Below are 17,206 nucleotides of genomic sequence, written 5' to 3'. Positions count from 1 at the left end.
TGCCTCCTTGGTCATCACGGCCGGTCCTCAGGCGGGCCCGGATCTGCGGGGGTGTGGTCCTCTCCGGCACGCCCGGAAGGGGACCGGCCGGAGCGCTCATTCGTGATCAGCTCCTCCAGCCAGCGGACTTCGCGCTCACAGGCGTCGAGTCCGTGTCGTTGCAGTTCGAGGGTGTAGGCGTCGAGCCGGTCGGAGGCCCGGGAGAGAACCTCACGCAGCCCCTCTCGACGCTCCTCGACCCGGCGGCGGCGACCCTCGAGGATCCGCAGCCGGGTGGCCCGGTCGGTCCGGGCGAAGAAGGCGAAGTGCACGCCGAAGCCGGCGTCGTCGTACGTCTCGGGACCGGCCTGGGCGAGCAGGCCGGCGAACCGTTCCTTGCCCTCGGCGGTGATCTTGTAGACGACCCGGCCGCGTTTGCTGGTCATCGGCGGCGCCTCGGCCACGTCGGCATTCCCCGCGGTGGTGATCCAGCCGGCGGTTTGGAGGCGCTTGAGCGTGGGATAGAGAGTCCCGTAGCTGATCGCGGCGCGAATGGTGCCCAGCTTGGTGGCGAGTTCCTTGCGCAGCTCGTAACCGTGCATCGGCGCTTCCTGCAGGAGGCCGAGGATGGCCAGCTCGATCATCCCGGTCACCCCTCTCCGATGTATCGGCCCGATACATCGCAACGTTAGGCCGGGCCGTAGCAAACGGCAAGCAAGTCATGTGTACGCGACCACGGCGCCACCGAAAGTGATGACTGTCGCCTCCCCCGTAGTGACCGCGTACTCTCTACGCCGTGCGGACGCAGCGGCAGGTGGTGGACTACTCGCTTCAGAAGCGAGCGCTGCTGCGTGACCTGCACAACGGGCGCGTCGGGACGCTCGAGGTGTGCGATGCCAGTCCCTACCTCAAGAACGCCGCCCGGTTCCACGGCGAGCCGACCGAGGACCGCTGCCCGGTCTGCCGCCGCGACAACCTCACACTGGTGCACTACATCTACGGCGACGAGCTCAAGCAGTCCGCCGGGCAGGCCCGCAAACTCGCGGAACTGCCCGTCCTGGCGATGACGTTGCGTGAGTTCCAGGTGTTCGTGGTCGAGGTGTGCCAGTCCTGTTCGTGGAACCACCTGACCGAGCAGTTCCTGCTGGGGCGGGATGCCCTCGACGCCGACGAGCCCGGCCGGGACGCGGCCGCGGCGGGTTCGACGTCACACCGATGGGAGGGCCGTCGATGAACCGTTCGGCCCTCGCTAACGTGGACACGTTTGAGACCGGTACGGGCATCCAGCGCCGGAATCGGTCATTCTGGACATCCGACAGGGTGGCTGCGGCTGCGCAGCCCATGACGTCAGTCTGTGGCGTTGCCCGCGGCGGCCCCTCCAGGGCTTCCCGGGCGCGGCACCATGACCGGTAGGTGTGACCGATGAACTCGTACGGCGATCCGCAGTCCGCGCGTGCCCGGGCCAGTGTGCCCGGGTCCGGGCCTGCACCCACGCCTGACGCCTATCGGCGTGGCTCCGGCCGCGCCGGCGTGAGTGGCTCGGCCTCCGTGGGCGGAAACAGCGGCCGCGTCCCGGTGGGCGCCCCTCCCAACGGCCGTCCGCCGGTGGGCTCGGCCTCCGTCGGCTCCGCTCGTGTCGGGGCGCGCGCCTCGGTGGGTGCGGCGGCCGTCGGCGGCGCCCCGGTGGCCCGCGCCGCGGTGCGCCCAGGCCCGGCCTACGACGAGCTCGGCCCCGGCATCGCGCCCGGCGGCGGAGGCGGCCGAGGCGGCAAGGACCCCAGCAAGGCGGCCAAGAAGCGTCGCCGCGCCAACATCCTGACCGCCGCCGCGGCGATCGTGGTCATCCTGCTCGGCGGCGGTGTGGTCGCCGGCACGTGGTTCTTCGACGACGTGCAGCTGACCGAGCCCAAGGCCGAGGACCAGGTCACCCAGCTGCTGACGGCGGACGGGAAACAGCTGGCCACGGTCGGTAACACGACCCGGCAGCTGGTTGCGTACCAGAGCATCAACCCGGTCATCGGCGAGGCCGTGATGGCGGCCGAGGACAAGAACTTCCTCGAACACCACGGCATCGACATGAAGGGCATCCTGCGCGCCGCGTGGAACAACTTCACCGGCGGTGACACGCAGGGCGCGTCGACGATCACCCAGCAGTACGCGCGGCACGCGGCGGAGCTGAAGGAGATCAGCTACAACCGCAAGCTGCGCGAGGCGGTGATCGCCCGCAAGATGGAGGACCACTACAAGAAGCCCGAGATCCTGGGGCGGTACCTCAACTCGGTGTACTTCGGCCGGGGCGCGTACGGCATCGAGGCCGCGGTGAAGGCATACTTCGGTCCCAGCCGCTCGTCGATCACCCCGCCCGGCAAGAAGGGCGCGATCACGCCGGCCGAGGCCGCGGTCATCGCCTCGGTGATCAAGCAGCCCGAGCCGTCGGCCGGGCACAAGGGCTACGACCCGCAGAACAACATGCAGGCGGCCCAGGAGCGCTGGCACTACACGCTGAACAACATGGTCGAGAAGGGCTGGCTCAAGGCCGCCGACATGCCGGCCGCGTACCCGACCAAGACCCTGGTGAAGTTCGACCCGGAGTCCTGCCGCACCGCGTGCGGCAACGACAAAGCCACCGGCAAGATCGTCAAGTACGTCAAGGCCGAACTGCGGGCCATGGGCGTCAGCGACGAGGACCAGAAGAAGGGTGGTCTGCGGATCACCACCACGATCAACCAGGACGTGCAGAAGGCGGCCGAGACCGCGGCCAACCGCAAGAGCGACGACTCGCCGCTGCACGACTTCGACGCGAATTACAAGACCGCGCTGGTCGCCGTGAACCCGGACAACGGCCAGGTGATGGCCTACTACGGCGGACCGGACGGGGTCGGCTGGGACTACGCCGGGCCCAACTACAACGACTCCGGCGACTTCATCGGTGGCGGTCGGCCGCCGGGCTCGTCCTTCAAGATCTACACGTTGCTGGCCGCGCTGAGCGACGGGTACGGCTTCGACACCAAGTGGGACTCGAAGGCGAAGAAGGTCGGCGGCGACGCGATCAACAACTCCAGCCGGAACAGCCTGCTCTGTGACGACCGGCGGTGCCCGCTCGACGTGGCCACCATCCAGTCGTACAACTTCCCCTTCTACCACCTGGCCGCGGCGCTCGGCCCGGACAAGGTGGCGGAGGCCGCGCACAAGGCCGGCATCCAGTTCATCACCGGCCAGGACGGCCGGATGGACCTGAGCAAGGCCAGCGAGAGCGAGCTGCGCAAGAACCTCGGCAACGAGGTCGGGTACGGGCAGTACGCGATCACGCCGCTCGACCACGCGAACGGCGTGGCCACGCTGGCCAACAACGGCACCTACATCAAGGCGCACTTCGTCAAGTCGGTGCAGAAGCGCAACAACGAGACCGGCCAGTTCGAGACCCTGCAGAACGAGAAGGTCGTCAAGAAGGAAGCCTTCGATCCGAAGGTGGTGGCGGCGATCGACCACGTGATGGGCGAGATCGTCGATCACAACCACCGCAACCTCAAGGACGGTTACGACGCGATCGGCAAGTCCGGCACCTGGGAGTTCAAGGACGGCAGCACCAGCGAGAACGGTGACGCCTGGTGGGTCGGCGCGACCAAGCACATCGCGGCGTCGGTCTGGATCGGGCGGGAGAAGAAGAAGGGCAACCAGATGCAGCCCCTTCCCATCTACTCCACGCCGAACGGCAAGAAGGGCATGACCGGCGGTTCGGTACCGGGAGAGACCTGGAAGGTCTTCATGGACCTGGCCAACAAGGCGATGAACGCCAAGCACGACGACTTCCCGCCGGACGAGAAGGTCGGTGACCCGAACAAGAAGGGCAACGGCCTGCCCGACGAGAAGCCGCAGGACCCGTGCGCGATCCTCGGCCCGGCCTGCCAGGACGGCAACAACAACCAGAACCAGGGCAACCAGGGCGGCATCGACATCCCCGGCCTCCCCGGCGGCAACAACCAGGGCGGTAACAACAACCCGGGCAACAACAACCCCGGCGACAACAACCCGGGCGGCGGCAACAACAACCCCGGGGGTGGAAACAACAACCCGGGGGGCGGCACCAACAACCCGGGTGACAACACCGAGCAGGGTGGCGGCGGCCAACAGAACGAAAACGACTAGCGGCCCGGATACCTGACGGCGCTCGTCCCCGCATCGCCGGGGGCGAGCGCCGTTTTCGTGTGGTTCATGAGGCATGATGCCAAGTCATGAGCACCGAGCCTGATCACCTCGAGAAGTCCGCGGGGTCGGACGCGTTCATCCGAGGCCTGTCCGAGGCGATCGGTGGCCCGCTCGGCGCACACGCCGCCGACCCGAACGCCCGGCCCGGCCGGTTCTGGACCGCCGCACGCATCGTGCTCGCGCTCTGCTGCCTGACCCTGGCCCTGCACTGGGTGCAGAAAACGCCCTGCCGCGACGGCGACTGGCAGAACAACATGCAGTACACGCGGTTCTGCTACACCGACGTGCTGGCGCTGTACTACGCCGAGGGCCTCAACGAGGGCAAGGTGCCCTACCGCGACCACGCGGTGGAATACCCCGTGGTCACCGGGTTCCTGATGGGCGCCATCGGCCTGCCGGTGCACGCGCTCGGCCGGGCGAACCCGTCGATCAATCAGGGCACCTGGTTCTACGACGCCAACGCGCTGGTGCTCGGCGCCCTGGCCGTCGCCACCGCCGGGGTGATGCTGGCCCTGCGCCGACGCCGGCCCTGGGACGTCGCGCTCTTCGCGCTGTCACCGATCCTGCTGCTCATCACCACCATCAACTGGGACTTCCTGGCCATTGGCCTGTACGCCTTCGGCATCCTGGCCTGGACCCGCCGACATCCGGTGCTGGCAGGCATCCTGATCGGCCTGGGCGGTGCGGCCAAACTGTGGCCGCTGTTCGTCCTCGGACCGCTGCTCATCCTGGCCCTGCGGGCGAGACGCGTGCTGGAGTGGGGGTACGCGATCGCGGCGGCCGTCGGCGTGTGGGTCGTCGTCAACGTCCCGGTCCTGCTGCTGTGGCCGGACAGCTGGCTGCGGTTCTTCAACCTGAACACCAGCCGGCCGGTCGACTGGGGCACGATCTGGTATGTCGGCCGGTTCCTCGACACCAAGTGGAACACCGGCGTCGACGGCGACCTCGGCCCGTTCCAGTGGCTGAGCGACCACGTCGGGGTGCTGAACTGGCTCAGCTACGGCCTGTTCTTCCTCGCCTGCGCCGGCATTGCCCTGCTCATCTTGCTCGCCCCGCGCCGCCCCCGGCTGGCGCAGGTCGCGTTCCTGGTGGTCGCCGCGTTCCTGATCTTCAGCAAGGTCTGGTCGCAGCAGTACGTGCTCTGGCTGCTGCCGCTGGTCGTGCTGGCCCGGCCGCGCTGGGGCGCGATCCTGGCCTGGACCGTAGCCGAGGTCGGATACTTCGCGGCCTTCTACGCCGAGCTGCTCGGCGCCGGCGGCAAACCGGTGATTCCCGAGGGTACGTTCGTGCTGGCCTCGGGGCTGCGCCTGGCCACCGTCGGCATCCTCTGCGGGCTGGTGATCCGGGAGATCTGGCGGCCCCGGCTGGACGCGGTGCGCGAGTCGTACGCCGACGACCCGGACGGCGGCATCCTGGACGCCGCCCCGGACGCGCCGTGGATCGCCGACTTCCGCTCCCGCTTCCTGCGCAAGCCGACGCCCGCCACCCCCGCATGATGCCTCGGACGGTTTCGCCCCCCGGCTGGACTGCGAAGCACGCCTAGTTCAGGCGGAAGATCACGGTCTCCTGGTCGACGTCCTCGCGGCGGATGCCCAGGGTGTCGACCGGGACGTCGCCGGCCTGCTCCCAGGCCGTGCCGGTCACCCGGGAACGGTCCAGGATCACCGTCTGGATGCCGGCTCGCCGCAGGTAGTCGATGCTCGCCTGGTCCGGGAACGAGGTCACCGCCTGCCGCAGCTCGGCCTGGCCGGCCGCCGCGAACCCGCCGGTCCCGTTGGCCAGCGGCTGGAACCGGGACGTCGACCACAGCATCGCGATCTGGTCGCCCACGGCGGCGGTCGGCAGCACCAGGGTCGGCACGCTCTCGTTGCGCAGCACCGCCGGCTGGTCCGGTTGCACCGGGTGCGGGGTCGCGGCGATCGTCTCGGTCAGCACGAGCAGCAGCGGTACGAAGGTGGCCAGCCGAAGCCACGGGCCCGGGAACGGCGGGATCCGGTGCGACGCCCAGTGCTCGGCCCGCCGGACGAAGTCGGCCACCGCCCCCGCGGCCAGGATCGCCAGCAGCAACGTCACCCAGAGCATGAGCCGGCCCGGCACCCGGGTGCCGAACGACGCCGGGTAATGCCCGAACAGCGGCAGATAGCTCCACTTGCCGCCGAGGAACGACGTGCCCATGGTCAGGATCACGCTGATCGCCAGGCCGGCGACCAGGATCAGCCGCTGCCACCACCGCCACACCGAGAAGACCAACCCGGCCAGCGCCAGCGCGTACAACGCGAACCCGGGCAGCAGGGCCATCTCGGACGGCCAGCTCAGCGCCGCCCGCGGCACCTCGTGCGCGCCACCCCAGATCCGCGACTCGGCCGGGGCGATCAGCAGGCTCCGCCACGGCGCGGAGAAGAAGGTGATCTCGGTGCCGGCCGGGCCGCCGGCCGGCACGCGGGCGTACGGGATGGCGATCAGCGCGCCGATGCACGCCACGATCGTCACGCCGAGCAGGTCGGCGATCCACACCTTCCAGCCGAGCACCGGCCGCTTCCGCTTGCGGTGCCGGCGCCACCACCGCAACGGCACGCCGAGCAGGATCAGCAGGACCACACCGGCCAGCACGTACGCGAACGGGATGCCCAGCGTGAACCCGAGGCTGACCTGCCAGGCCGCCACCAGCCAGCCGACCGCCACCCAGCCCGTGTGGCGCCGGGCCGGCCGGAAGCCCCACCGGATCGACCAGCCGTGCCCTCGGGCCAGCAGGGCCAGGGCCAGCGGGATCCCGCCGGCCGACACGATGTCGAGGTGACCCTCCTGGGCCAGCCGCCACGGCGCGAAGGCGAAGGCGACAGCGGCCACGGCGGCACCGGTCTTGCCCGCGCCGAGCTGGCGGACCAGCGCGTACCCGCCGATGAAGAGCAGGGCGTGGGCCAGGACGAACAGGATGTTGTAGCGCAGTACGGCCGCGTCGGGGCCGGAGCCGAGCATCCCGGCCGGGGCGTAGCCGAGCAGGCTGTCACCGAAGGCGAAGCTGTTGTGCTCGGGATAGAACGCGTTGGACTGCCACAGCTGGGCCGGATCGGTCAGCAGCGCGTGTCCGGCCCAGGCGATCTGCCACGCCTGGCGGGCCGGGTCGTAGAGCTCGTGCGGCGTGGTGTGCAGGGGATATTGCAGGGCGGGCCAGGTCAGGGCGACGGCGAGGACCAGGCCGGCGTAGATGACCAGGGCGTACTCGCTGCGGAAGGCCCGGCCGACCCGGCGGACGGCGCGGCGGATCCGGCCGGGGGCGCGTTCGGTGGTGGCGGCGAAGGCCGACCACGGGTCGGGTGGGGCGTCGGCCGGGCGTTCGTCGGTGAGCGCCTTCTTCCGCTTCTTCCCGGTCTTTTCCTTCTCAGCCTTCTCTTTGGCCTTCTCGTCCTTGACCTTCTCCTCGGCCGGCGCCTCGGCGGATTTGTCGTCGGCCGGGGACTTTTCGATCAGGCCGGCGTTGGCCCGGTCGACCTCGCTCAGCGACTGCGCCACCGGCGGCGCGCCGATCCGCGCCGACCCCTCCGGCCCGGCGGGAATGACCCCGGCCCCCTTGATCTCGCCGGTGAAGGCGCCCGGCCCCTTGCTCCCCTGTGGACCGACCGGCACCCGCCCGGCGCCGCCGATGAGACGGCGCGCCAACGCGCCGATCCCCCGGCGGCCGGGAGCGGCCGGAGCCGGCGGAACGGCCTCGAGGTCGACCTTGGTCTCGCCGACGGCCCGCTTCGGCTCGGCTGGCTCGCCGGCCGGAGCCGTGGGCTGCTCAGGAGTGGCCGCCCCGCCGGGCGAGGGCTCGTCCGTCGTCATCCGTCTCCCCCGGGACGTCTGCTCAGCTGCCCGCGCGCTCGCGCAGCAGTGCGATGTCGGCCGACTGGCCCTCGACGCCGCCCGGAGTCTCCACGATGACCGGTGCGCCCGCCGCTCGGACCACGGCCACCACCAACTCCGGGTCGATCTTTCCACTGCCCAGGTTGTCGTGCCGGTCGCGGCCGCTGTCGAAGGCGTCCTTGGAGTCGTTGGCGTGGATCAGATCGACCCGGCCGGTGATCGCCTTGACCCGGTCGACGATGCCGAGGAGTTCTTCGCCGCCGGCGTGCGCGTGGCAGGTGTCGAGGCAGAAACCCGCCCCGAAGCCGCCCACCGCGTCCCACAGCCGGGCCAGGTTGTCGAAGGTGCGGGCCATCGCGTTGTCGCCGCCGGCGGTGTTCTCGATCAGCACCGGCAGCGGGAGGCCGCCGTCCTTTTCCGCGTACTCGAAAGCCTTGCGCCAATTGTCGAAACCGGCGGCCAGGTCGTTGCCGGCGCCGACGTGACCGCCGTGCACGATCAGGCCTTTCGCGCCGAGCGCGGCGGCCGCCTGGGCGTGCGCCATCATCAACTTGCGGCTGGGGATGCGGATCCGGTTGTTCTGGGTGGCGACGTTCACGATGTACGGAGCGTGGATGTAGACGTCCACCTCGGACGCTCGCAGCGCATCGGCGTCGGAGCGGGGCTGGGGCGTCTTGTATCCCTGCGGATCGGTCAGGAAGAACTGCACCGCGTCCGCTTTGCGGTCGGCGGCCGCGGCGAGGGGGTCGGCCGGGTCGACGTGAGCTCCGATGCGCATGGGTCGAGCCTACGACGCCGGTACGACAGGAGCCCGACGGTGTGCGCGCGACGGCGTCACCGGGCCGCGCGACCTCTCGTTAACGGATTGATCACGGAATCGGCCCAAACTGGGGGAAACGCATGTCAAAGCTCCGGCACCGGGTGGCCGCGCTGACCCTGGGGGGCCTACTCCTCGGCGCACCGCTGCTGACCAACGGAACAGCCAGCGCCGAGCAGATCGAGACCGGACACCAGGTCGTCTTCGGCGGGGACGGCATGTTCGGGCTGTCCTGCCGCTCGACGCCGGATGTGAGCTCGCTGACGGTTCCGGCCGAGTCGAGGGTGCGGGTGGTCAACCGGACCGGTCACGCGGCGACGCTCCGGCTGGGCCGCGACGCGCGGGGCAAGCTGCCGGACGACGCCTCGACCGAGGTGGTCTTCCGGCGCGGCACGACCGCGGTGCAGCTGACGCCGTCCTGCGCGCTGGGCACCGAATCGACTCCGGTGCTGGTCACGGCCACGCCCACGCCGACCAGTCCGTCCGCGCCCGACCCCGGTCCGGGCACGGTACCGCTGCCGTCGCAGACCACGTCCGGCCCGCCGACCACGACCCCGCCGGGCACTACGCCGCCGCCGGCCACGTCCAATCCGCCCGGCTCAGGTGCGCCGCAGACCGGGACGTCGGCGCCGGCCCATCGGCCGCCGACGCGCACCACGACGGTGACCAGGAAGCCGGCCGCGAACAAGCCGATCGACGAGCGCACGGTGACACCGGCCGCGGCGGCGACGGTTCCGACGATGCCGCAGGGTGGAGGGGCGGTGACCAAGGTCAAGACCAAGTTTCAGCGGGGTACGGAGCGGAGCGCGCCCACGTTCGCCGGAATGCCGGTCGGTGAGCAGAAAACCATCGTGGGCGGCGTACCCACGGTCGATCTGCCGAGCGTGTCCGAAGCCGCAGCTCTGACGCCGGACGCGTCCCCCTCCGAGATCGCGGCGGCGGAGCCGGTCGCGGAGATGCGGCCGATGCCGGAGAGCCGACCGATCGGTCTGCTCGGGGTGATCGCCGGCGTGTGCGTGCTGGGCGTCGCAGTAGCCGCTATTCGGGCATTTGTGTCGGAACGTGCATCTCGGTCATTCATCGCGTAAGCTACTGGCAGCAAGCTCCGCGGGGCGGCTGCGTCCAACCTCATCGGTGTGGTCGTTCCTCCCCAGGTCCCACCCAACGAAAGCGGACCGGACGCCCCGCGGCTCCTCGGACGGGCCCTGTCGCACCTGCGACGGGGCCCGATTCCGTATCCGCGGGCCGACCTGGCTACACTTGACCGTCCGCCTGGTGCGCATCGTGCCGGCGCGGCTGACTCAAGACCTCCTGCCACGGAAATACCGCGGCCGCTCAGCCCATAGGAGGTGAGATTGTCTTGCGTCATTACGAACTCATGGTGATCCTCGACCCCAGTCTCGAGGAACGCACCGTCGCCCCCTCGCTCGACACGTACCTGAACGTGATCCGGACCGCGGGTGGCTCGATCGAGAAGCTCGACGTGTGGGGCCGGCGCCGGCTCTCGTACGAGATCAACAAGAAGGCCGAAGGCATCTACGCCGTGGTCGACCTGCAGGCGACCCCCGAGGCCGTCGCCGAGCTGGACCGTCAGCTGCGGCTGAACGAGTCCATCCTCCGTACCAAGGTCATCCGGCCCGAGACCCGCTGACACTCGTTTTTGTCAGAGGGCTCTGAGAGCCTTCTGCGTGAACGACGGCAAGCGGCGAGGAGAAAGATCATGGCAGGAGACACCACCATCACGGTCGTCGGCAACTTGACCGACGACCCCGAGCTCCGCTTCACCCCTTCGGGTGCGGCGGTCGCGAAGTTCCGCATCGCTTCGACGCCGCGGACCCTGGACCGGGCGTCCGGGGAGTGGAAAGACGGCGAGCCACTCTTCCTCGCGTGCAACATCTGGCGTGACGCCGCCGAGCACGTCGCCGAGTCGCTGACCCGCGGCTCACGGGTGATCGTGCAGGGCCGGCTGCGCCAGCGGTCCTATGAGACCCGCGAGGGCGAGAAGCGCACCGTCTACGAGCTCGAGGTCGACGAGATCGGCCCGTCGCTCCGCTACGCCACGGCGAAGGTGCAGAAGATGAGCCGTTCCGGTGGGAGCGGCGGAGGCTTCGGCGGCGGTGGCGGTGGTGGCAACCGGCAGTCCGGCGGTGGCAGCAACGGCGGTGGCGGCGGAGGCAACAACTTCGACGACCCGTGGGCCACGGCGGCGCCGGCTTCCTCCTCCAGCGGAGGAGGCGCCGGCGGTGGTCGCAGCTCCTCGTCCTTCGATGACGAGCCACCTTTCTAGGTCTTAACGTTCAGGAGTAAGAGCAATGCCGAAGGCTGCTGCGCTTCGCAAGCCGAAGAAGAAGGTGAACCCGCTCGACAAGGACGGGATCACCTACATCGACTACAAAGACACCGCGCTGCTGCGCAAGTTCATCTCCGACCGCGGCAAGATCCGCGCTCGGCGGGTCACCGGCGTGACCTCTCAGCAGCAGCGGCAGATCGCCCGCGCGGTCAAGAACGCCCGCGAGATGGCGCTCCTGCCGTACACCGCGACGGCGCGCTGAGGGGAGGCCCGGACATGAAGATCATCCTCACTCAGGAGGTCACCGGCCTCGGTGGCCCCGGCGACATCGTCGAGGTCAAGGACGGCTACGGCCGCAACTACCTGCTCCCGCAGGGTTTCGCCATGCGCTGGACCAAGGGAGCGGAAAAGCAGGTCACGGTGATCAAGCGGGCCCGCGAGGCGCGCGAGATCCGCGACCTGGGCCACGCCAACGAGGTCAAGGACCAGCTGAGCGGTCTCAAGGTGTCGCTGTCGGCCCGGTCCGGCAACGGCGGCCGGCTGTTCGGCTCGATCACCCCCGCCGAGATCGTCGACGCGATCAAGGCCGCCGGCGGTCCGTCGCTGGACCGTCGCCGGCTCGAGCTGCCCGGCCAGATCAAGACCACCGGCCAGCACAACGTCAAGATCCGGCTGCACCCGGAGGTCACCGCGACCTTCCCGGTCACCGTGGTCGGCGCCAAGTAGTCGCTCGAAGTGCGGAGGCCCTGTGTCTGCGGAAAGCGCAGACCGGGGCCTTCTCGCATGTCTGCGATGGGGGCCGAGCCCCCAAACCCCCACGAGGCCGGGCAGCCGCCTCGGCGGGTGTCGTAGATCCGCATCCCCAACGAGGCCGGGCAGCCGCCTCGCCGGGTGTCGTAGATCCGCACCCCCATGAGGCCGGGCAGCCGCCTCGGCGGGTGTCGTAGATCCGCATCCCCAACGAGGCTGAGTAGCCGCCTCGCCCGGTGTGGTAGATCCGCACCCCCACGAGGCCGAGTAGCCGCCTCGCCTGGTGCTGTAAATCCGCCTTCAGCTCAGGCTGTTGCCGGTGATCGCCGAGGTCAGGACCGTGGCCAGGCCGCCGCCCATGACCGCCGCGGCCAGCCCGACGCTGACCGCCTTCCAGGAGCCGCTGGCCCAGCGCAGGCCGACCGCGACACCCATGCTGAGCACCAGCGACAGACCGAACTGAGGCGCGGCGCCGGCCAGCGTGTCCAGGGCGTGCGCCTTCTCGTCGCCGTTCAGCACGACCAGGTAGTAGAGCAGGAACAAGACGACGGGTACGCCGTACCAGCCGGCCGTGTAACCAACCGCGGCGAACGGCCCGCCGGTGTCCTCCTCGATCTCCTCCTCGTCCGGCTCCAGCAGGCTGGTCGGACGCACCGCGGTGGCCAGCCCGCCACCAACCGGCCGGCGCTCGTACGCCCCCGTGCTCGAAGCGCCGCCGCCGACCCGCCGCGGCGGCCACGACGTGTCCTCATCCAATCCACCCGCGCGCCGAGGCGGCCAGGAGGTGTCCTCGTCGACGCCACCCGCCCGGCGCGGGGGCCACGATGTGTCCTCGTCCACCGACGCCGACCGCGGCGGCAACTCCTCGCGCTGGGCCGGCGGCGGCATCGCTTCGACGTTCGGTGACACCGGGGCGACCGACGCCGTGCCGGTCCCCTTGAACGGCACGAAGTCCTGCGTGTTGTACCGCCGCGACTCCCCATCGGCCAGGTCGCTGCCCGAGTCGAGTTCCTTGCGCCAGTCCGTGCTCGTGGCACTCTCGCGATAGATCGCGGTGGTCCGCCCGGAAGTGTCCCGCTCGGCCTGCAGCCAGTCCGGCTCGACCCGGCGAATCTCGGTGACCGCGTCGCCGACGAACGACTCCGCCTCGCCGCGCAGCTGGTCCCGCCAGTCCACGTCCCGCGAATCGGCCGGCCAGTTCCCATCCGTCCGGGTGCCCGCCTCCCGCCGCCAAGCGTCCGGACCGACCGGTTCGTCACCGCGGCTCATCCGTGTGCCGGTGTTGCCTGGATCGTCGGCGCGGCTCATCCGTGTGCCGGTGCTGCCCGGGTCGTCGGCGCGGCTCATCCGCGTGCCGGTGCTGCCCGGGTCGTCGGCGCGGCTCATCCGCGTACTGGTGCTGCCGGGGTCGTCGGCGCGGCTCATTCGGGTGCCGGTGCTGCCGGGGTCGTCGCCGCGGCGCCGGTTGGGGTTCAGCGGCCGGGCACGACCAACCGCATTCGGGGTACGTCCACCGCCCGCACCGCCGCGCGTATCGCCGGACGGCTCCTCACCCCGCCAGCCGATCGCCCGCGTGCCGCCGGACGGCTCGTCGTCGTCATCCCGCCCACGGCGGCGCGGGGCGTCGACATCGTCCCGGCGCCACGTCTGGGTGGCATCGTCGTCGTCCCGGAAGCGAGGATCGGAACGCCAATCCGGACGCTCCTCGCCCGCACGCCGCCCCGGACGCCCGTCATCCCAGCCGGGTCGTCCTTCGTCGCGTGCCGGTCGTCCGTCGTCCCAGCCTGCGCGTTCTTCGCCACGGGCCGCTCGTCCGTCGTCCCGGCCGGGCCGGCCTTCGTCCCGGGCCGGACCGCTCTCGATGGCCGGGCGGGCCTCGATCGCGGCGCGGCTCTCGATGGCACGGGTCTCTATGGCACGGGGCGGCTCGCCGCGACTCCAGTCTTCCGGGTCGATCCGGCGGCGGCCGCCCTCAGAAGGGGGGCCGTCACGCCAACTTCCGGTATCACCGGGTCGTGTGCGCCGGCCGTCATCCCGCCAGCTGCCGGTATCGCCTGGCCCGGCCCTCCGAGCGTCCCGCCACCCGCCGTCATCCGGGCCTGGTCCGCGTCCCGGAGCCCCCGGCCACGGCCCCGGACCTGGCCCCCCTGGCCCTGGACCGTCTGTCCCCGGGCCACCTGGACCACCTGGCCCTGGACCACCCGGACCACGATCGTCGGGGCCGGCCGGGCTGTTGCGGCGCTCGATGCTCTCGGCGATGGCCTCGTTGCGGTACCACTGTCCGGTGTCGGCGTCCCGCTTCCAGCCGCCGGTGACCGGGTCGCCGCCGCTCGCACCGTTGGCGGTCGGGTCGGTCGGGGACAGGTCACGCCGCCACGAGTCATCGCCACGCCGGCCGGGCGGGGCACTCTGCGGGCCGGGCCGTCCTTGCGGGACGTCGTCGCGACGCCAGCTACCCGTTTCCCCGGGACGAGGAGCCGGACGCTGGCCGTCGTCCCGCCAGCTGCCGGTGTCGCCGGGGTTGCCACGCTGGGGGTCGCGCCAGCTGCCGGTGTCGCCGGGGTTGCCACGCTGGGGGTCGCGCCAGCTGCCGGTGTCGCCGGGGTTGCCACGTTGCGGGTCCCGCCAGCCGGTGTCGCCGGGTGCGGCCTGCTGCGGATCGCGCCAGTCGCCGGGCGGGCGCTGGCCGTTGCCGGCGTAGTTCTGCGGCTCGCGCCAACTGCCCGTCTCGCCCGGGCTCGGGCGCTGGCCGTTGTCCCGCCAGCTGCCGGTGTCGCCGGGGGCCGCCCGCTGCGCGTCACGCCACGAGCCGGCGTCGGCCGGGCCGTCGCGCCGGGCCAGATCGGCCGGCCCTCCCGGCGCGCCGTCGCTCTGTGCCCCGGGCGCACCCGACGCGGCCTGGTCGCGCCAGGAACCGGGTGCACCTGGTGGGGCCTGGTCGCGCCAGGAACCGGGCGCGCCCGGTGCCGCCTGGTCGCGCCAGTTGCCGGCCTCTCCGGGTGCGGCGCGCTGGGCGTCACGCCACGAGCCCGTGTCCGTCGGGCCGCCGCGCCAGCCACCAGCGTCGGCCGGTCCGGGTGGCTGCGAGGTGGGGCGCCCGCCAGGCTCGCCGGGCGCGTTTCGCCAGCTCCCGGTCTCGCCCGGGCCGGCCCGCTGGGCGTCACGCCACGTGCCGGCGTCGGCCGGACCGGGCTGTTGTGCGTCACGCCACGAGCCGGCGTCGGCGGGGCCGGGTTGTTGTGCGTCACGCCATGAGCTGCTGTCGGGGCGCCCGGGCTGTTGGGGGTCGCGCCAGCTGCCGGTTTCGCCCGGGGCGGCGCGCTGCGCATCGCGCCACGAGCCGGCGTCGGCGGGGCCGGGCTGTTGCTGGTCGCGCCAGCTGCCCGTCTCGCCCGGGGCGGAGCGCCAGGAACCCGGGCCGGGCTGCTGCGGGTCGCGCCATGAGCCGGTGTCGGAGGGGTTGGCGCGCTGCGGGTCGCGCCAGCTCTCGGTGGGTGGTTCCTCGGGACGCCAGCCGATCGCGCGCGGGCCGCCGGTGGGCGGGCGCTGTTCGCGGCGGTCGTCGTCGCGCTGCCAGCCGCCGGACGCGGCTCCGTTGACCCGGGGCGAGTCGGCCGGGTCGCGACGCCAGCTCGGTCCCTCGTCGTCGGAGGTCCGGCGGCGGCCCGACTGGTCGGTGTTCCAAGACGTCGGGCTGGTCGGCGAGGCCTGGCCGCCACCGAAGGAAGCCGGGCCGCTGGGTGGGGTCTGGCCACCACCGAAAGATGCCGGGCCGCCGGGCGGGGTTTGGCCGCCGCCGAAGGAAGCCGGGCCGCTGGGTGAGGGGCCGGGAGGGCCGTTCGGGTCGTCGGTGTTCCAGGCGGGAGCGGCCGAGACGTGCCGCGGCGCGCCCGGATCGGTACGCCAGGACGGTGGCGACGTCGAGTTGCGGGCCGCCTCGGGGTCGTCACGCCAGGACGGTGATGACGTGGAGTTGCGAGCGGCCTCGGGGTCGTCACGCCACTCGCCGGATGTGCGGTTGCGCCAGTCGGTGCCCGGGTCGTCGGGGGTACGCCAGCTCGGGGCCTCACTGGCGGCGGCCAGTGCCGACGCGTCGAACATCTGCATGCTGCCGGTGTCGGCGTGACCGGCCCAGTTGTCGGCGTCGGAACGCGTGCTCCAGCCCGTACCAGAGCTGGTCCTTGATCCTGGATCGCCGGCGCGGCGACGACCACCGGAGCGGGACTCGTCGCCGTACTCCCGGCGCCAGCGGTCGCGATCGTCCTCGCGGACCAGGTGGCGGCCCTCGTCGAAGGGGGCCGAGCGCGCGCCGTTCTCGGGGACGGTGGAGCCGTTTATGGTCGGGACCGGGCCGGTGGTGTTCCAGGACGGGCGGCTCTGGTCGGGCTGCTCGACCAGGCTCTGCCAGGACGGCGACGGGGTGGCGCTGGGGCGATCGGTGGACTGCCAGGACGGCGCGCTCGGCTGCCATGGCGCGCCCGGCGAGCTGGACTGCCACGGCGCGGCGCCGCTGGCCGGCCAGGGCGCGCCAGAGGACGGCTGCTCGGTGAACTGCTGCCAGGCCGGTTTCTGCTCGGGGTCGGGGGGCGGGCTGCCACTCACGCGGTGCCACGAGGTGTTGCCGGCGCCGTCGGAGTTTTGCCAGGTACGGGTGGGTTCGTCGCCGTCGGCGCTCGGCTCGGCGGCGGACCAGGCCGTGCCGGAGATGGCGAGGGGTTGGCGGGAGTTGCCAGGCGGCTCGACCGGGGGCGTGAAGCCTTCGGCGCCGTCGCCGGTTTGCCACGCCTCGGTGGTGGTGCGGTAACCGTGCGTACCCGAAGTGGATCGCCACTCTGTGGTCTGCCGCCAGCGCGCGGTCTGGTCGGTTGCGCGCCACTCCGCGGTCTCGGTGCGCCAGCCCACGCCGTCGGCCGGGAACGCCGGGCGACCGGCGGCGGCGGAGTCGGACCAGCGGCTCAATTCCTGGCCCTGGCCGCTGTTTTCCTCGGGCTGGGACGCCCACGCGTCGGCTCGTTCGGCCCACGCGACGGCCTCTGGAATGGGTTGCATACTCCCCGTGTCGGTTACCGAGCTCTGCGTGCGCGAATTATCGGTACTTTCCGGACTAAATTGGGGAGAGCGGGACTCAGACGCGCGGCTTTCGCGCGGCAGGCGGGCGCCGTAGTCCCAATCCCGTTGGTCCACCTGAAAAGCGTGACCGCTGAAAACGCGAACCGCAACGCCCAGAAGCGATGGTTTGGTCACGCCGGGAAGTTTTTGCTCGTCCACACGCTGAGGACAGCGAAATGCCAGTTCGGAAAGGCACACCGAGGTTCATCCCC

The 17,206-nt window shown here is 71.4% G+C and carries 12 protein-coding genes; 8 read left to right on the top strand and 4 right to left on the bottom strand.

Annotated elements, in window-relative coordinates; translation table 11 throughout:
- Nucleotides 1-14 precede the first annotated feature (14 nt).
- On the bottom strand, nt 15-623 hold the full coding sequence (locus ACGFIO_RS23800) for a PadR family transcriptional regulator (RefSeq protein ID WP_392828699.1): 609 nt from the start codon (nt 621-623) through the stop codon (nt 15-17).
- A 152-nt stretch (nt 624-775) separates the two neighbouring features.
- Between ACGFIO_RS23800 and ACGFIO_RS23795 the strand changes: the two genes are divergently transcribed.
- The 3 genes from ACGFIO_RS23795 (at nt 776) to ACGFIO_RS23785 (ending at nt 5,681) form a co-directional block, all read left to right on the top strand.
- Nucleotides 776-1,213 (top strand): DUF5318 domain-containing protein, encoded by a 438-nt coding sequence (locus ACGFIO_RS23795; protein WP_392828697.1) that lies wholly within the window; start codon nt 776-778, stop codon nt 1,211-1,213.
- 371 nt (nt 1,214-1,584) lie between these two features.
- Nucleotides 1,585-4,125, top strand: coding sequence for a transglycosylase domain-containing protein (locus ACGFIO_RS23790; protein ID WP_392828696.1), 2,541 nt, complete (start codon nt 1,585-1,587; stop codon nt 4,123-4,125).
- 86 nt (nt 4,126-4,211) lie between these two features.
- Entirely contained in the window at nt 4,212-5,681 is a 1,470-nt protein-coding gene (locus ACGFIO_RS23785) for a glycosyltransferase family 87 protein (RefSeq protein WP_392828694.1), read from the top strand.
- Nucleotides 5,682-5,724: 43 nt separating this feature from the next.
- Here the strand turns inward: ACGFIO_RS23785 and ACGFIO_RS23780 are convergent, their stop codons facing one another.
- On the bottom strand, nt 5,725-8,007 hold the full coding sequence (locus tag ACGFIO_RS23780) for a hypothetical protein (RefSeq protein ID WP_392828692.1): 2,283 nt from the start codon (nt 8,005-8,007) through the stop codon (nt 5,725-5,727).
- 22 nt (nt 8,008-8,029) lie between these two features.
- Nucleotides 8,030-8,806: a deoxyribonuclease IV gene (locus ACGFIO_RS23775; protein ID WP_392828690.1), complete on the bottom strand. Its 777-nt coding sequence runs from the start codon at nt 8,804-8,806 to the stop codon at nt 8,030-8,032.
- Between the two features lie 122 nt (nt 8,807-8,928).
- On the opposite strand from ACGFIO_RS23775, the gene ACGFIO_RS23770 reads away from it, so the two are divergent.
- The 5 genes from ACGFIO_RS23770 (at nt 8,929) to rplI (ending at nt 11,861) form a co-directional block, all read left to right on the top strand.
- A complete protein-coding gene (locus ACGFIO_RS23770; RefSeq protein WP_392828689.1) occupies nt 8,929-9,933 on the top strand; it encodes a hypothetical protein in 1,005 nt (334 codons plus the stop codon).
- A 272-nt stretch (nt 9,934-10,205) separates the two neighbouring features.
- Nucleotides 10,206-10,496, top strand: a complete 291-nt coding sequence (rpsF, locus tag ACGFIO_RS23765) for a 30S ribosomal protein S6 (protein WP_392828687.1) — start codon at nt 10,206-10,208, stop codon at nt 10,494-10,496.
- 69 nt (nt 10,497-10,565) lie between these two features.
- Entirely contained in the window at nt 10,566-11,132 is a 567-nt protein-coding gene (locus ACGFIO_RS23760) for a single-stranded DNA-binding protein (RefSeq protein ID WP_392828686.1), read from the top strand.
- A 25-nt stretch (nt 11,133-11,157) separates the two neighbouring features.
- Complete coding sequence (gene rpsR / locus ACGFIO_RS23755) at nt 11,158-11,397, top strand: 30S ribosomal protein S18 (RefSeq protein WP_285690819.1); 240 nt, start codon at nt 11,158-11,160, stop codon at nt 11,395-11,397.
- A 14-nt stretch (nt 11,398-11,411) separates the two neighbouring features.
- Nucleotides 11,412-11,861, top strand: coding sequence for a 50S ribosomal protein L9 (rplI, locus tag ACGFIO_RS23750; protein ID WP_392828684.1), 450 nt, complete (start codon nt 11,412-11,414; stop codon nt 11,859-11,861).
- Nucleotides 11,862-12,185: 324 nt separating this feature from the next.
- Here rplI and ACGFIO_RS23745 read toward each other — a convergent pair whose 3' ends face one another.
- Complete coding sequence (locus tag ACGFIO_RS23745; RefSeq protein ID WP_392828682.1) at nt 12,186-16,934, bottom strand: hypothetical protein; 4,749 nt, start codon at nt 16,932-16,934, stop codon at nt 12,186-12,188.
- Nucleotides 16,935-17,206 lie beyond the last annotated feature (272 nt).

It is taken from the genome of Actinoplanes sp. NPDC049265 (assembly GCF_043197135.1).
Lineage (GTDB): Bacteria > Actinomycetota > Actinomycetes > Mycobacteriales > Micromonosporaceae > Actinoplanes.
The sequence above is the reverse complement of the archived record's forward strand: the minus strand, read 5'-3'. Positions and strand labels throughout refer to the sequence as shown.

Bases quoted from the DNA above. Each gene is read 5' to 3' on its own strand.
- rpsR (WP_285690819.1), top strand. From the start codon at position 11,158: ATGCCGAAGGCTGCTGCGCTTCGCAAGCCGAAGAAGAAGGTGAACCCG.
- rplI (WP_392828684.1), top strand. From the start codon at position 11,412: ATGAAGATCATCCTCACTCAGGAGGTCACCGGCCTCGGTGGCCCCGGC.
- ACGFIO_RS23760 (WP_392828686.1), top strand. From the start codon at position 10,566: ATGGCAGGAGACACCACCATCACGGTCGTCGGCAACTTGACCGACGAC.
- ACGFIO_RS23780 (WP_392828692.1), bottom strand. From the start codon at position 8,007: ATGACGACGGACGAGCCCTCGCCCGGCGGGGCGGCCACTCCTGAGCAG.
- ACGFIO_RS23800 (WP_392828699.1), bottom strand. From the start codon at position 623: ATGATCGAGCTGGCCATCCTCGGCCTCCTGCAGGAAGCGCCGATGCAC.
- ACGFIO_RS23785 (WP_392828694.1), top strand. From the start codon at position 4,212: ATGAGCACCGAGCCTGATCACCTCGAGAAGTCCGCGGGGTCGGACGCG.
- ACGFIO_RS23775 (WP_392828690.1), bottom strand. From the start codon at position 8,806: ATGCGCATCGGAGCTCACGTCGACCCGGCCGACCCCCTCGCCGCGGCC.
- ACGFIO_RS23770 (WP_392828689.1), top strand. From the start codon at position 8,929: ATGTCAAAGCTCCGGCACCGGGTGGCCGCGCTGACCCTGGGGGGCCTA.
- ACGFIO_RS23745 (WP_392828682.1), bottom strand. From the start codon at position 16,934: ATGCAACCCATTCCAGAGGCCGTCGCGTGGGCCGAACGAGCCGACGCG.